This window comes from Pseudomonas agarici (assembly GCF_001543125.1).
Classification (GTDB): Bacteria; Pseudomonadota; Gammaproteobacteria; order Pseudomonadales; family Pseudomonadaceae; genus Aquipseudomonas; species Aquipseudomonas agarici.
Window position 1 is genome coordinate 3,514,554 of the sequence record NZ_CP014135.1, and the last position, 15,029, is coordinate 3,529,582.

General features: G+C 59.2%; 15 protein-coding genes. 2 read left to right on the plus strand and 13 right to left on the minus strand.

Going from position 1 to position 15,029, the window contains the following annotated elements; all coding sequences use genetic code 11:
• Positions 1 to 13 precede the first annotated feature (13 nt).
• The 10 genes from AWM79_RS15340 to AWM79_RS15385 all read right to left on the minus strand — a co-directional run bounded on the left by AWM79_RS15340 (position 14) and on the right by AWM79_RS15385 (position 10,020).
• The gene (locus tag AWM79_RS15340; RefSeq protein WP_017132554.1) at positions 14 to 346 is read right to left on the minus strand and encodes a type II toxin-antitoxin system RelE/ParE family toxin; all 333 of its coding nucleotides are present in this window, start codon (positions 344 to 346) and stop codon (positions 14 to 16) included.
• Positions 346 to 615, minus strand: coding sequence for a type II toxin-antitoxin system Phd/YefM family antitoxin (locus AWM79_RS15345; protein WP_017132555.1), 270 nt, complete (start codon positions 613 to 615; stop codon positions 346 to 348). Before AWM79_RS15345 ends, AWM79_RS15340 begins: the two co-directional genes overlap by 1 nt.
• A gap of 227 nt (positions 616 to 842) precedes the next feature.
• The gene (locus AWM79_RS15350; protein WP_017132556.1) at positions 843 to 1,733 is read right to left on the minus strand and encodes an ABC transporter permease subunit; all 891 of its coding nucleotides are present in this window, start codon (positions 1,731 to 1,733) and stop codon (positions 843 to 845) included.
• Positions 1,730 to 2,650, minus strand: coding sequence for an ABC transporter permease subunit (locus tag AWM79_RS15355; protein ID WP_017132557.1), 921 nt, complete (start codon positions 2,648 to 2,650; stop codon positions 1,730 to 1,732). Before AWM79_RS15355 ends, AWM79_RS15350 begins: the two co-directional genes overlap by 4 nt.
• Positions 2,647 to 3,789 carry an ABC transporter ATP-binding protein gene (locus AWM79_RS15360; RefSeq protein ID WP_017132558.1) on the minus strand — a complete coding sequence of 381 codons (1,143 nt, stop codon included), beginning with the start codon at positions 3,787 to 3,789 and terminating at the stop codon, positions 2,647 to 2,649. The genes AWM79_RS15355 and AWM79_RS15360 overlap by 4 nt, the downstream gene beginning before the upstream one ends.
• A gap of 80 nt (positions 3,790 to 3,869) precedes the next feature.
• Positions 3,870 to 4,964, minus strand: coding sequence for a polyamine ABC transporter substrate-binding protein (locus AWM79_RS15365; RefSeq protein ID WP_060783187.1), 1,095 nt, complete (start codon positions 4,962 to 4,964; stop codon positions 3,870 to 3,872).
• 177 nt (positions 4,965 to 5,141) lie between these two features.
• Positions 5,142 to 6,248 carry a polyamine ABC transporter substrate-binding protein gene (locus AWM79_RS15370; RefSeq protein ID WP_017132560.1) on the minus strand — a complete coding sequence of 369 codons (1,107 nt, stop codon included), beginning with the start codon at positions 6,246 to 6,248 and terminating at the stop codon, positions 5,142 to 5,144.
• A gap of 175 nt (positions 6,249 to 6,423) precedes the next feature.
• A complete protein-coding gene (locus tag AWM79_RS15375; RefSeq protein ID WP_017132562.1) occupies positions 6,424 to 7,788 on the minus strand; it encodes an aspartate aminotransferase family protein in 1,365 nt (454 codons plus the stop codon).
• Between the two features lie 55 nt (positions 7,789 to 7,843).
• The gene (locus tag AWM79_RS15380; RefSeq protein ID WP_017132563.1) at positions 7,844 to 9,202 is read right to left on the minus strand and encodes a glutamine synthetase family protein; all 1,359 of its coding nucleotides are present in this window, start codon (positions 9,200 to 9,202) and stop codon (positions 7,844 to 7,846) included.
• Between the two features lie 41 nt (positions 9,203 to 9,243).
• The gene (locus AWM79_RS15385; RefSeq protein WP_017132564.1) at positions 9,244 to 10,020 is read right to left on the minus strand and encodes a gamma-glutamyl-gamma-aminobutyrate hydrolase family protein; all 777 of its coding nucleotides are present in this window, start codon (positions 10,018 to 10,020) and stop codon (positions 9,244 to 9,246) included.
• A 277-nt stretch (positions 10,021 to 10,297) separates the two neighbouring features.
• Between AWM79_RS15385 and AWM79_RS15390 the strand changes: the two genes are divergently transcribed.
• Together AWM79_RS15390 and AWM79_RS15395 are read left to right on the plus strand one after the other, a co-directional pair.
• Entirely contained in the window at positions 10,298 to 11,674 is a 1,377-nt protein-coding gene (locus AWM79_RS15390; RefSeq protein ID WP_026013237.1) for a glutamine synthetase family protein, read from the plus strand.
• A gap of 145 nt (positions 11,675 to 11,819) precedes the next feature.
• Positions 11,820 to 12,458, plus strand: a complete 639-nt coding sequence (locus AWM79_RS15395; protein WP_017132566.1) for a TetR/AcrR family transcriptional regulator — start codon at positions 11,820 to 11,822, stop codon at positions 12,456 to 12,458.
• Between the two features lie 12 nt (positions 12,459 to 12,470).
• On the opposite strand, the gene tauD is transcribed toward AWM79_RS15395, so the two are convergent.
• From tauD to tauB, 3 genes are all read right to left on the minus strand, one after another.
• Positions 12,471 to 13,304, minus strand: coding sequence for a taurine dioxygenase (tauD, locus tag AWM79_RS15400; RefSeq protein ID WP_017132567.1), 834 nt, complete (start codon positions 13,302 to 13,304; stop codon positions 12,471 to 12,473).
• 69 nt (positions 13,305 to 13,373) lie between these two features.
• A complete protein-coding gene (gene tauC / locus AWM79_RS15405; protein ID WP_017132568.1) occupies positions 13,374 to 14,204 on the minus strand; it encodes a taurine ABC transporter permease TauC in 831 nt (276 codons plus the stop codon).
• The gene (gene tauB / locus AWM79_RS15410) at positions 14,201 to 14,995 is read right to left on the minus strand and encodes a taurine ABC transporter ATP-binding subunit (protein ID WP_017132569.1); all 795 of its coding nucleotides are present in this window, start codon (positions 14,993 to 14,995) and stop codon (positions 14,201 to 14,203) included. The genes tauC and tauB overlap by 4 nt, the downstream gene beginning before the upstream one ends.
• Positions 14,996 to 15,029 lie beyond the last annotated feature (34 nt).

The following is a 15,029-nucleotide window of genomic DNA, read 5'->3' on the forward strand; positions in this document are numbered from 1 at the left end:
TGATCGCCGCTGTTTACCGATCAACGCGCATCAACCGCTTGACCAATAAATCAGGCAAGTTCTTGCGTGTATCAGCAATAATATGAATGTAGATTTTCTCACCACGCAGCTCATAGATGATGCGATTCAAGCCCGATACAGCCTGGCCGTATTGGTTCAGGTGGAGCTTTTCGATTTCCGTCGGGACAGAACCTGCATAGGGCGACATCGCCAAATGACCAATCGTGTCCTTGAGCTTGCCGTAGCTATCATTCCAGGCTTGTGCGGAGAAATTTCTCAGCAGGTAACTCCTGAGTTCCTTCAAATCGATTTCCGCCGATCGAAGAATGACGACATCCACCTTCATTATTCTTCAATCTCATCCAGCTCTGCGAAGAGCTCTTGCGCGCTACGGAAGTGGCCTTGCTCTATTTCTTTGTTACCCAGCGCCAATAGCTTCAAGAGCGCCATTGTCTCTTCATGCTCTTCATAGCTTCGCACATCCATGACAACGAGCTTGGCTTCGCCATTCTGGGTGATCAACAACGGCTCACGACTTTCGGTGATGGACTTGACGATTTCTGCCGTATGGCTTTTCAAGTAGCTGATCGGTCGGATCTGTGAGGAATATTTCATAAGGAGTCTTCGCCTCGAATTGACAGGACTAAGTTTAGTCTTAATTCAGTCCTATCGGAATCATTCCAGACGAAATACGTTTTAACCCGCCAAACCGACAAAATGCCGGCGCAACTGCCGCGGCGCCACCCTCCCAGCTCCGAGGCTTACCTGATTGCGGGGTAAGACCCAGAGCCCCGTGGGTGCAGGCGATTGGCATTCCCGCTGGCCCGCGAGGCTTTTGAGGGCTACACGGCCTCGGTGGCAGGCGCGCGACGCACGTCCGGCTGTTTCCAGGAGTTGGCCGCCCCTTCCTCGATGGCTTGCTGGATAGCCTTCTTGCGGCGCTCCTCGGCCTGGCGACTGAAGTACCAGACCAGAAAAGTCACCAGCGACACCGCCAGCAGGATCAGGCTGGCCACCGCGTTGATTTCCGGCTTCACGCCCAGGCGCACCGCCGAGAACACTTCCATCGGCAAGGTGGTGGAACCTGGACCCGAAACGAAGCTGGCCAGTACCAGGTCATCCAGGGACAAGGCGAAAGACATCATGCCGCCCGCCGCCAGCGAGGGCGCGATCATCGGGATGGTGATCAGGAAGAACACCTTCCACGGGCGTGCGCCGAGGTCCATGGCCGCTTCCTCGATGGACAGGTCAAGCTCGCGCAGCCGCGCCGATACCACCACCGCCACATAGGCCGCGCAGAACGTGGTATGGGCGATCCAGATGGTGACGATGCCACGCTCCTGGGGCCAGCCGATCATCTGCGCCATGGCCACGAACAGCAGCAACAGCGACAGACCGGTAATCACCTCCGGCATCACCAACGGCGCCGTGACCAGGCCACCGAACAGGGTGCGGCCTTTGAAGCGGGTGATACGGGTCAGGACGAACGCCGCCAGGGTGCCCAGCGCCACCGCCGCAATCGCGGTGTAGCAGGCGATTTCCAGCGAGCGGGCAACCGAGCCCATCAGTTGGCTGTTATCCAGCAGGCCGACGTACCACTTCACCGACCAGCCGCCCCAGACCGTCACCAGTTTGGAGGCGTTGAACGAGTAGATCACCAGAATCAGCATCGGCAGGTAGATGAACACCAGGCCCAGTACCAGCATCAGGTTGGAAAAACTGAAGCGCCTCATTCCTTGCCCTCCATTTCTTTAGCCTGACTGCGGTTGAACAGAATGATCGGCACGATCAGGATCGCCAGCATCACCACCGCGAGCGCGGACGCCACCGGCCAGTCACGGTTATTGAAGAATTCTTGCCAAAGCACTTTACCGATCATCAGGGTTTCCGGACCGCCAAGCAGCTCGGGAATCACGAACTCACCCACCACCGGAATGAACACCAGCATGCAGCCGGCGATGATGCCATTCTTCGACAGTGGCACGGTGATCTTCCAGAAGCTGTTGAAGCGGCTCGAACCCAGGTCGGACGCGGCCTCCAGCAGACTGTAGTCGTGCTTCACGAGGTTGGCGTACAGCGGCAGGATCATGAACGGCAGATAGGAATACACCACGCCGATATACACCGCCAGGTTGGTATTGAGGATCTGCAGCGGCTCATCGATCAGCCCGGTCCACATCAGGAACGCGTTGAGCAACCCGTTGTTGCTGAGAATGCCCATCCAGGCATAGACGCGGATCAGAATCGCGGTCCAGGTCGGCATCATAATCAGCAGCACCAACACGGTCTGCAATTCCTTGCGGGCGCTAGCGATGGCGTAGGCCATCGGGTAGCCGATCAGCAGGCACAGCAGCGTGCTGAACAAGGCCATCTTCAGCGAGCCGAGGTACGCCGCGAGGTACAGGCCATCGTCGCCCAGCATCGAATAGTTGCCGAGGTTGAGGACCAGTTGCATCTTCTGTTCGACGAAGGTGTAGATCTCGGTATACGGCGGAATCGCCACATCCGCTTCAGCAAAGCTGATCTTCAGGACGATGAAGAACGGCAACATGAAGAACAGGAACAACCAGAGGAAAGGGATCCCGATGACCGCATGACGGCCAGAGGGGGTTATTCGATGCAGACGGCGCTTGAGCTTTCGCAGGTTCATGAACGCAGTACCACGCCGCTGTCGTCTTCCCACCAGACGTATACTTCGTCGCCCCAGGTCGGCCGCGCGCCCTGGCGTTCAGCGTTGGCGACAAAGGACTGTACCAGCTTGCCACTTGGCAGCTCGACGTAGAACACCGAGTGACCGCCCAGGTAGGCGATATCGTGTACCTTGCCGCGTGACCAGTTGTACTCACACTGCGGCGGCGTCGTGGTGACCAGCAGCTTCTCCGGACGAATCGCGTAGGTCACACTCTTGTCCTGGACCGACGTGCTTACGCCGTGACCGACGTAGATATTGCGCTCCAGTTCGGGACTGGTGATCCGCGCATAACCTTCGGCGTCATCGACCACCGAGCCTTCGAAGATATTGACGTTGCCGATAAACTCGCAGACCAGCCGGCTGGTCGGGGTTTCATAGATATCAATCGGGCTACCGATCTGGGCGATCCAGCCCAGGTGCATGATCGCGATCCGCTCGGCCATGGTCATGGCCTCTTCCTGATCGTGGGTCACCATGACGCAGGTCACGCCGACGCGTTCGATGATCTCGACAAGCTCAAGCTGCATCTGCGAACGCAACTTCTTGTCCAGAGCCCCCATGGGCTCGTCGAGCAGCAACAGCTTCGGTCGCTTGGCCAGGGAACGGGCCAGGGCCACGCGCTGGCGCTGGCCGCCGGAGAGCTGGTGCGGCTTGCGCTTGGCATACTGGCTCATTTGCACCAACTTGAGCATTTCGGCCACGCGGGCATCGACCTCGGCTTTCGGGATCTTGTCTTGTTGCAGACCGAAAGCGATGTTCTGCGCCACGGTCATGTGCGGGAATAACGCATAGGACTGAAACATCATGTTGATTGGCCGCTCGTAGGGTGGCATCTCGGTGATGTCCACGCCATCGAGGTAGATCCGACCTTCGGTCGGCCGCTCAAAACCTGCGAGCATGCGCAGCAAGGTGGATTTACCCGAACCCGAGCCCCCGAGCAGGGCGAAGATCTCGCCCTTCTTGATGTCCAGGGACACATCGTCCACGGCAATCGTTTCGTCGAACTTCTTTGTGACCCGGTCGATCTTGACCAACACCTGCTTGGGTGATTGATCGCCCTCGAGGGCTTTCTTATAGGCGCCGGAGGCAACAGCCATTTGCAAAACTCCCAACAAAATTTAACCGCGAGGCCAAGACAGCCCGGCATTGGATAGTTTGACCCGAAGGCCCCGGCGGACTACTTGCCCGACTTCACCTTGGTCCAGCTACGGGTCATCAAACGTTGGATTTTCGGGGGTAGCTCAGAATTGACATACAGCTTGTCCACCACCGTTTGCGGTGGGTAAACCGCTTCGTCGGTGCGCACGGATTGATCCATCAATTCACCAGCCTTCGGGTTCGGGTTGGCATAGCCGACATAATCACTGACCTGGGCGATGGCTTCAGGTTGCAGCAGATAATTGATGAAAGCATGAGCCTCTTTGGCATTACCGGCGTCCTTGGGAATCGCCAGCATATCGAACCAGAGGTTAGCGCCTTCCTTGGGAATCACGTAGGCGATATCCACGCCTTTCTTCGCCTCTTGGGCGCGTTTCCTGGCCTGGAAGATGTCGCCGGAGAAGCCAGCCGCTATGCAAATCTCACCGTTGGCCAGATCCGAAATGTACTTGGACGAGTTGAAATAGGTGATGTATGGCCGTACCTTGAGCAACTTCTCTTCAGCCCGCCGGTAATCCTTTTCATCGGTGCTGTTGGGGCTCAGGCCCATATAGTTCAGCACCGCCGGGAGCATTTCATCGGCCGAATCGAGGAAGGCCACGCCACAACCGGAAAGCTTCTCGATGTTCTGCGGCTCGAACAGCACCGCCCAGGAGTCGATCTTGTCGACACCCAGCGCCGCCTTGACCTTCTCGACGTTATAGCCAATGCCATTGGTGCCCCAGAGGTACGGCACGGCGTACTGGTTACCCGGATCGTTCTTCTCCAGGCGCTTGAGCAACAGCGGATCGAGGTTGGCGTAGTTGGGCAATTGCGACTTGTCGAGCTTCTGGAAGGCGCCGGCCTTGATCTGCTTGCCGAGGAAGTGGTTGGACGGCACGACTACGTCATAGCCGGTATGCCCGGCCAGCAACTTGCCTTCCAGGGTTTCATTGGAATCGAAGACGTCATAGACCGGCTTGATGCCGGTCGCCTTCTCGAAGTCAGCCAAAGTGCTCTCGCCGATATAATCGGACCAGTTATAAATATGCACGGTGGGCGCGGCCTGGATACTGACGGTCAACGTCAGGCCGGCACCGACCAGCATGGCTTTGCGAAACAAAGAAATAGACACTCGCAGGTCCTCTCATTAGTTGGGCCTGAGTTGCCCCGGTCACATGGCGTCAAACCACCCGGTGACAAAACCGGCGCGCAACTTACCCTCGATAAACCGATCCAGCAAAGTTTTCTGTCGATAGGCGTGTACCTTGTGGGGGGGCCGGGCTTGCCCGGGCCCCACAAGTGGAGCGGATTATTTACCCGACTTGATCTTGGTCCAACTGCGGGTCAGCTCACGCTGGGTCGCCGCCGGCAGGTCGGCGATGGCATAAAGCTTGGCCTGTACGTCGGCGGGCGGATAGATGCCAGGATCGCTGGTGATGCTCTTGTCGACCAGGGCGGTTGCCTTCTCGTTGCCGTTCGGGAAACGCACGCTGTCGGTGATCGAGGCCATGACTTGCGGTTTGAGCAAGTAGTTCATGAACTTGTAGGCACCCTCGACGTTTTCCGCGTCCTTGGGAATGGCGACCATGTCGTAGAAGCTGCCGGCGCCTTCCTTCGGAATGTCGTAGGCGACCTTAACCTTGTCACCGGCTTCGGCGGCACGGGACTTGGCCTGCTGGACGTCGCCCGAGTAACCGACGGCGACGCAGATATTGCCGTTGGCCAGATCGGAAATGTATTTGGAGGAGTGGAAGTAGGTGATCGAAGGACGAATCTTCAGGAACAGATCCTCGGCTTTCTTGATGTCCTCCTTCTTCTGGCTGTCGGTCGGCAGGCCCAGGTAGTGCAGGGCTACCGGCAACATCTCGGTCGGCGAATCGAGGAAGCTCACGCCACAGCTCTTGAGCTTGGCAATGTTTTCCGGCTTGAGCAGGATGTCCCATGAATCGATCTTGTCCACGCCCAACACCGCCTTGACCTTCTGCGGGTTGTAGCCGATGCCGATCGAGCCCCACATATACGGGAACGCATGCTTATTGTCCGGGTCGCTGATCGACACCGCCTTTAACAGCGACTTGTTGAGGTTGTCGTAGTTGGACAGCTTGGACTTGTCCAGCGCCTGATAGACGCCCGCTTTGATCTGCTTGGCCAGGAAGTTATTGGACGGCACCACGATGTCATAACCGGACTTGCCGGCCAGCAACTTGGCTTCCAGGGTTTCGTTGCTGTCGAATACATCGTAGACCACCTTGATCCCGGACTCTTTTTCAAAGTTCGCGATGGTGTCCGGGGCAATGTAGTCGGACCAGTTATAGATGTGCAGCACCTTGTCATCGGCCTGAGCGGCACCCATCGCGCCCAGCAAAGACAAGGCAAGGAGAGCCTTGCCGGTGTTATTAAAACCTAATGCCTTCATGCGTCATGCTCCAATTTTTCTTTTTTTAAACCCGCTGTTCGGCGACCGATTCCCAGGCAACTCGAAACAGTGGGTAGTCTGGCAAGATCACAGGTGGGCTTTCAAGGAAAGACCCGCTTTTCTGATCGTTTCGAGCAAAAGTATCTACACCGCACTTGCGTTAAAAGCCTAGCACCTAGCCCTGCAACGCACTGAGGGTCAGGTCCAGGCATCGACGCGCCTTGGTCACCAACTCGTCGATCTCGGCCTTGCCGATCACCAGCGGCGGGGCAATGATCATGGTGTCGCCGACGGCACGCATGATCAGGCCATTGTTGAAGCAGAACTGCCGGCAGATCATACCGACCCCCTTGCCGGCGTACCGCGCACGGGTGGCCTTGTCCTTGACCAGCTCGATAGCCCCCAACAGACCCACACCGCGAACTTCACCCACCAGCGGGTGATCGTTCAGTTCCCGCAGGCGTTTTTGCAAATAGGGTGCCGTTTCGGCGTGGACGTTCTCGATAATTTTCTCATCGCGCAGGATACGGATATTTTCCAACGCCACCGCCGCCGCCACCGGATGCCCGGAGTAGGTGAACCCGTGGTTGAAATCGCCGCCTTCGTTGAGGACCGCGACCACGTCGTCACGCACGATCAGGCCACCCATGGGGATGTAGCCGGAGGTCAGGCCCTTGGCGATGGTCATCATGTGCGGCTTGAGGCCGTAGAAATCGCTACCGAACCACTCACCGGTGCGCCCGAAGCCACAAATCACCTCGTCGGCGACAAACAGGATGTCGTATTTGGCGAGGATTTCCTTGATCCGTGGCCAGTAGCTGTCTGGCGGTACGATCACACCGCCAGCCCCCTGGATCGGCTCGGCGATAAAGGCCCCCACGGTGTCCACGCCAAGCTCGAGAATTTTTTCTTCCAGTTGGTTGGCCGCCCAGATGCCGAACGCTTCGGGGCTCATGTCACCGCCCTCACCGAACCAGTAAGGCTGCGCAATATGGACGATGCCGGGGATCGGCAGATCGCCCTGTTCGTGCATGTAGGTCATGCCACCCAGGCTCGCGCCGGCCACGGTGGAACCGTGATAACCGTTCTTGCGGCTGATGATGGTTTTCTTTTTCGCCTGGCCCTTGATCGCCCAGTAATGGCGAACCATGCGCAACATGGTGTCATTGCCTTCGGAGCCGGAGCCGGTGAAGAACACGTGGTTCATGCCTTCGGGGGCGATATCGGCGATGGCCTTGGCCAGTTCCAGTACCGGCGGATGGGCGGTCTGGAAGAACAGGTTGTAGTAAGGCAGCTCGCGCATTTGCTTGCTGGCGGCGTCGGCCAATTCGTCGCGCCCGTAACCGATGGCCACGCACCACAGGCCGGCCATGCCGTCGAGGATCTTGTTGCCTTCACTGTCCCAGAGGTAAACGCCCTTGGCGTTAGTGATGATGCGCGGGCCTTTCTCTTTCAACTGCTTGAAGTCACTGAAGGGGGCCAGGTGGTGATCGCTGCTGAGGGCTTGCCACGCAAGGGTTTGCGGGTTGTTGCTGGTCATACGGTTCTCCTGGATAACAGTGCGGACGCGACTATGAACCGCCGCGCCCGACGCATCAGACGGCGAAGAGCAGGAATTCCCGCTCCCACGAACTGATGACGCGCTTGAAGTTTTCATGCTCGGCCCGCTTGAGCGCGACGTAGCCCGTGATGAATTTACGGCCCAGGTACTTCTCGATGGTCTTGCTGTTTTCCATCCGCTCCAGGGCGTCTTCGATGGTCAGCGGCAGGCGCAGGTTGCGGCGCTCGTAACCGCGACCGACTACCGGCGCGCTGGGCGTCATGCCCTCGACCATGCCGATGTAGCCACACAGCAGGCTGGCGGCAATCGCCAGATACGGGTTGGCATCGGCTCCCGGCAGGCGATTTTCCACCCGACGATTCTGCGGCACGGCATCGGGAACCCGCAGGCCCACGGTACGGTTCTCTTCACCCCACTCCACGTTCACCGGCGCCGAAGTGTCCGGCAGGAAGCGGCGGAACGAGTTGACGTTCGGCGCGAACAGCGGCAACAGCTCAGGGATCAGCTTTTGCAGACCGCCGATATGGTTGAGGAACAGCTCGCTCTTGGTCCCGTCCTCATTGGAGAAGATGTTCCTGCCGGTCTCGATATCGACGATGCTCTGGTGCAGGTGCATCGCACTACCGGGTTCGCCGGTCATCGGCTTGGCCATGAAGGTCGCGGCCACGTTGTGTTTGAGCGCTGCCTCGCGCATGGTGCGCTTGAACACCAGGATCTGGTCGGCCAGGGACAGGGCATCGCCGTGACGGAAGTTGATTTCCATCTGCGCCGTGCCGTCTTCGTGGATCAGCGTGTCAAGGTCTAGTTCCTGCAACTCGCACCAGTCGTAGACGTCTTCGAACAGCGGGTCGAATTCGTTGGCCGCCTCGATGGAGAATGACTGGCGGCCGGTTTCCGGGCGACCGGAGCGACCAATGGGCGGCTGCAACGGAAAGTCCGGGTCTTCGCAACGTTTGGTCAGGTAGAACTCCATTTCCGGCGCCACGATCGGCTGCCAGCCCTTGTCGGCATAGAGTTTCAGGACTTTTTTGAGCACGTTGCGCGGCGACAGCTCGATGGGGTTGCCCTGCTTGTCGTAGGTGTCGTGGATCACCTGGGCGGTGGGCTCGATGGCCCAGGGCACCAGGTACACCGCGTTGCTGTCGGGGCGGCAGATCATGTCGATGTCCGCCGGATCGAGCAATTGGTAATAGATGTCGTCTTCGACATAATCGCCGGTCACGGTCTGCAGCAGCACGCTCTCGGGCAAGCGCATGCCTTTTTCGGCAATGAACTTATTGGTCGGCGAGATCTTGCCCCGGGTGATCCCGGTGAGATCGCCAATCATGCATTCGACTTCTGTGATCTTGTGGTCTTTCAACCAATCGGTGAGCTGGTCGAGGTTGTTGCTCATAAGTGCCTCTGGGCTAGGTTTCCTGACCTACATAATAGAAGTCAGGCCTTCATTGACGCATCTGCGTCGCGTTGTCTTGCCCGCTTTCGACAGGCATCGCCAAATGCCTGGAAAATCGCCAGGTAGACGGGGTTGGACTGGACCTGCCATTCCGGATGCCATTGCACACCCAAAGCAAAAGCTGCGCTGGCTGTCACCGAGACGGCCTCGATCAGGCCGTCCGGAGCCCGTGCCTCCACCCGCAGGGCAGGCCCCAGGCGGTCGACGCCCTGGCTGTGGAGCGAATTGACCTGGAACTCGGCTGGCAGGCCCAGGCCCGCCAGGACACCGCCGGGTTCGACCTGCACCGCGTGCGCGAGACCGTACTGGACCTCCAGCGGCTGGCTCTCATCCTCACGATGATCCATGAAGGTTCCCACTTCATGAACCTTCTGATGCAGGCTGCCATCGAACGCCACATTCATTTCCTGGAAGCCGCGGCAGATGCCGAACACCGGGATACCCGCAGCCACGGCGGCGCGAATCAGCGGCAGGGTGGCGCGGTCCCGCGCAAAATCATGAACAGTGCCCGGCGCGCTGGCCGGTCCGTCGTACAAATGAGGGGCTACGTTGGAGGCAGAGCCGGTAAAAAGAAGACCATCGATACCGTCCAAAATATCCGACGGTGCGAACAGATCCGCCAGGGACGGGAGGGTCAGCGGCAAGCCCTTGGCCGCGATAGCGACCGCACGGGCGTACTTATCGCCGCTGATGTGATAAGCATGCAAACCTTCCTGTCTGGAGCAGGCGGTGATGCCGATTAACGGCAGGCGAGACATGAAGCACCCCGGTATTATTGCTGTCATGGGTTTTAATCGAGCTTAGCCTTGTTCATTTTTTTACACAACACCCCATAAAAGATCCTACACGGCCCGCTCAAGCCTGCAGGACCCAAAGAGACGCAGAGGCAAAAAACGCCCAAAAACGCCTGAAAAAAGGCTCTGCGGTGCTTTCTCAGCACAAAAAATGCCTTGCTTGACTTCGGCAAGCCGTTCGGGTTGACTGAAACCAGAAAAGATCAATGATTGATATTTTTAACAACAAAGGTGTTGCATCATGTCGGTACCCCCGCGTGCCGTTCAGCTTAACGAAGCGAACGCGTTCCTTAAGGATCATCCTGAGGTTCTGTACGTAGACCTTCTTATTGCGGATATGAATGGTGTGGTGCGCGGCAAGCGCATCGAACGCACCAGCCTCCATAAGGTTTACGAGAAAGGCATCAACCTGCCGGCCTCTCTTTTTGCCCTGGATATCAATGGCTCGACGGTAGAAAGCACCGGCCTGGGCCTGGACATCGGTGATGCCGACCGAATCTGTTATCCAATCCCTGACACCCTGTGCAATGAACCCTGGCAAAAGCGCCCCACCGCGCAACTGCTGATGACCATGCACGAACTCGAAGGTGCACCTTTCTTCGCCGACCCCCGCGAAGTGCTCCGCCAAGTTGTCAGCAAATTTGACGACCTGGGCCTGACTATCTGCGCCGCCTTCGAACTCGAGTTCTACCTGATCGACCAGGAGAACGTGAACGGTCGCCCACAACCACCCCGTTCGCCGATCTCCGGCAAACGCCCGCACTCGACACAGGTCTACCTGATCGACGACCTCGACGAATACGTCGACTGCCTCCAGGACATCCTGGAAGGTGCCAAAGAGCAAGGCATCCCGGCTGACGCCATCGTCAAGGAAAGTGCCCCGGCACAGTTCGAAGTGAACCTGCACCACGTGGCTGATCCGATCAAGGCCTGCGATTACGCGGTGCTGCTCAAACGCCTGATCAAGAACATCGCCTACGACCATGAGATGGACACGACCTTCATGGCCAAGCCTTACCCTGGGCAGGCGGGCAACGGGCTACACGTCCATATTTCGGTACTCGACAAGGAAGGCAAGAACATCTTCGCCAGTGAGGATCCCGAGCAGAACGCCGCGCTGCGTCACGCAATCGGCGGTGTGCTCGAGACCCTACCGGCCCAGATGGCCTTCCTCTGCCCGAACGTCAACTCCTACCGTCGTTTCGGCGCACAGTTCTATGTACCGAATTCGCCGTGCTGGGGCCTGGACAACCGTACCGTGGCAATTCGCGTGCCGACCGGCTCTGCCGATGCCGTGCGTATCGAACACCGTGTCGCCGGCGCCGATGCCAACCCGTACTTGCTGATGGCTTCGGTCCTGGCAGGCGTGCACCACGGTCTGACCAACAAGATCGAGCCAGGCGCCCCGGTCGAAGGCAACAGCTATGAGCAGAACGAGCAGAGCCTGCCGAACAACCTGCGTGATGCCCTACGCGAGCTGGACGACAGCGAGATCATGGCCAAGTACATCGATCCGAAGTACATCGATATCTTCGTGGCCTGTAAAGAGAGCGAGCTGGAGGAATTCGAACACTCCATCTCCGACCTCGAATACAACTGGTACCTGCACACCGTGTAAGCGGTTGCGCTAATAAAGAAAAACGCCGTGGGCCTCGGCCCATGGCTTTTCCATGCCCTTGTGGCAAGCGGGCTTATCGAAACGCCACAAGGCACCACCAAACCGTCCTCGCGCACAATGCCCGCCATCTTTGCCGGAGAACCCCATGACTCGCCTCGCCACCGCTCGCAAACCCCGCGCACGCAGCCAGGGGCGGATCGATTCGATCCTCGACGCCGCTCGTACTCTGCTGGCCGACGAAGGCGTGGCCAGTCTGTCGATCTATAGCGTGGCCGAGCACGCGCAAATTCCGCCCTCTTCGGTCTATCACTTCTTCGCCAGTGTGCCAGCGCTGCTCGAAGCCCTCACCGCCGATGTCCACGCGGCGTTCCGCGCCAGCCTGGAGGAACCGATCGACCATGTCAGCCTGGACACCTGGCACGATCTGTCACGGTTGGTGGAACAACGGATGTTGAACATCTACAGCGAAGATGCCGCTGCGCGCCAGTTGATCCTCACCCAGCACGGGTTGACCGAAGTTAGCCAGGCCGACCGCCAACACGATGTCGAACTGGGAGACCTGATGCACAAGCTGTTTATTCGCCACTTCGAGCTGCCGACATTGCCCACCGATGTCGACGTGTTTGCGCTGGCAATGGAGTTGGGAGATCGGGTCTATGCACGGTCGGTGCAAGTGCACGACCAGATCACCCCACGCATGGCCGAGGAAGGCATGCGGGTATTCGATGCGTATCTGGGGCTATACCTGCCACCGTATTTGCCCAAGCGTGAAACGCCGCTCTGACGGACACACCGGTCAGAACGGCACATCGCCGAGAATCGTCGCCCGATGCATCACTCGCCGGTTCGGTCGATAATCGTCCACGGCGTAATGCTGGGTCACCCGGTTGTCCCAGAACGCCACATCGTTTTGCTGCCAGCGCCAACGGATAGTGAACTCCGGGCGGGTGGCGTGGGCGAACAACAGCTTGAGAATCGCCGCACTTTCCGCTGCCTCCAACTCGTTGATGCGGGTGGTGAATCCTTGGTTGACGAACAACGCCTTGCGTCCATTCACCGGGTGCCGGCGAATCACCGGATGAGACAGCGGTGGGTGCTTCTTGCGGGTTTCTTCCCAACGCGCCAGGTCTTGGGGGGTACTGCCAAAACGCTCTAAGGGGAACGATTGAGTAAAATCATGGGTGGCCGTCAATCCGTCTAACAACCGCTGCAAGGGCACCGACAAGGCCTCCCACGCGGCAATCCCGCTGGCCCACAACGTATCGCCGCCATAAGCCGGCACCTGCCTGGCACTGAGCACCGCGCCGAGCGCCGGGGTCGGCAGGAAGGTCACGTCGGTGTGCCAGATCGCGTTGTCCCGCACATCCGTGATCGCCGTATCGAGGACCATCACCTGTGGTTGCTCCGGCACATTGGGGTAGATCGGGTGAATATGCAGATCACCGAAATTCGCCGCGAACGCCGCCTGCTGTCGCGGGCTCAGCGCTTGGTTGCGAAAGAACAGCACTTGGTACTTGAGCAACGCCTGTTCGATGGCGTCACGCCGCTCGATGCCCAATGGCCGGTTCAGCTCGATACCGTCGATCTGGGCCCCCAGGGCAGCGCTCAGGGGAGTAATAGTCAGGCTCATGGTCGTTCTCTTCAAATACGTGACGGCAGTCGGCTTGTTTCACTACAGGGCTCAGGACGTCAAGGATCGTCAGTGAGCCTGGCCGTGCCACGGCACCAGCTTGCGTTGCAGGGCGCGCAGGCCCATCTCCATGGCGAAGGCGATAAAGGCGATCACCAAGATTCCCAACACCACCACATCGGTCACTAGGAACTGCGCCGCCGACTGGACCATGAAGCCCAAGCCGCTGGTCGCAGCAATCAGCTCCGCCGCGACCAGCGTCGACCAACCGACGCCCAGGCCGATGCGCACACCGGTGAGAATGTCCGCCAAGGCGCTGGGCAGGATCACATGGCGGATCAGTTGAGTCTTGGTCGCCCCCAAGGACAAGGCCGCCCGGAGCTTGACCGGATCGACGGTACGCACACCGGTTGCGGTCGCAATGGCAATCGGGGCAAAGATTGCCAAGTAAATCAACAGCACTTTCGACAGCTCGCCGATACCGCACCAAATCACAATCAGCGGCAGGTAGGCCAGCGGTGGAATCGGCCGGTAGAACTCGATCAACGGATCGAGAATGCCCCGCGCAACTCGGTTGTAGCCGATGGCGATACCCACCGGGATAGCCGTCAGCACGGCAACACCCAGGGCCACGCCGATCCGTCCGAGGCTCGCACCGAGGTGCTGCCACAAGGTCGCATCCATATAACCCTTGGTCACCAGCAACCGGCCTTTTTCCAGAACCGCCGAAGGCGGCGGCAGAAACAGTGGCTCGATCACACCGAACGCCGTAACGGCCCACCACAGCAGCACCAGGGTCAGCAGCGTCAACACACTGATCCAGCGGGTGCTCAGGCTGCGGCGCACCACGGGCGCGGTGGGCTTGACGGTCACGGCCACCGGCAATTCATAACTGCTCATATGAACTCCTGCCGCGACGCGGCGTTGCGTTGAGAGAACACACGGGCCAGCACATGCTCGCGGGTCTCGATAAAACGCGGGTCGGACTTGATTGCCCGCGCGGACTCGCCGGCACTGTAGCGCTGGCCGAAATCCAGGCTGAGGCGCTCGACGATCTGTCCCGGATTGGGCGCCAGCAGAATCAGGTCGGTGGCGAGAAAAACCGCTTCTTCAATATCGTGGGTAATCAGGAACACTGGCTTGGCGGTGCGCTTGCACACTTGCAGCAACAGCTCCTGCATCTGTTCGCGAGTAAAGGCATCAAGGGCGCCGAACGGCTCGTCCATCAGCAATACCCGGGGATCAGCCGCCAAGGCGCGAGCGAGGCCGACACGCTGCCTCTGGCCGCCGGACAACTGCCAGATTCGCCGGCTGTCGAAACCTGTCAGGTCGACCAGGGCGAGCATTTCCCGGGCGCGAGTTTCGCGCCGCTCCCGAGGCACACCCGCCAGTTCCAGGCCGAAACCGACGTTGGCCAGCACATCCTGCCAGGGCAGCAACGCGTCGTCCTGAAACACCACGCCACGCTCGGCGCTCGGGCCCTTGACGGTCACACCGTCAAGGGTAATGCGCCCCGCGCTGGGTTCGACGAACCCGGCGATCAGATTCAACAGAGACGTCTTGCCACTACCTGACGGACCGAGGGCCACACAGAGTTGCCGCGGCCCCAGGCGGAGGGAAATATCCGACAGCACCGGTTGGGCCGCACCGGGATACTGTGCGCCGATGCGCTCCAGCTGTAACAAGGCCATGGCGATGGGCTCCTCAGTCGCGGGCTAGTCGGTC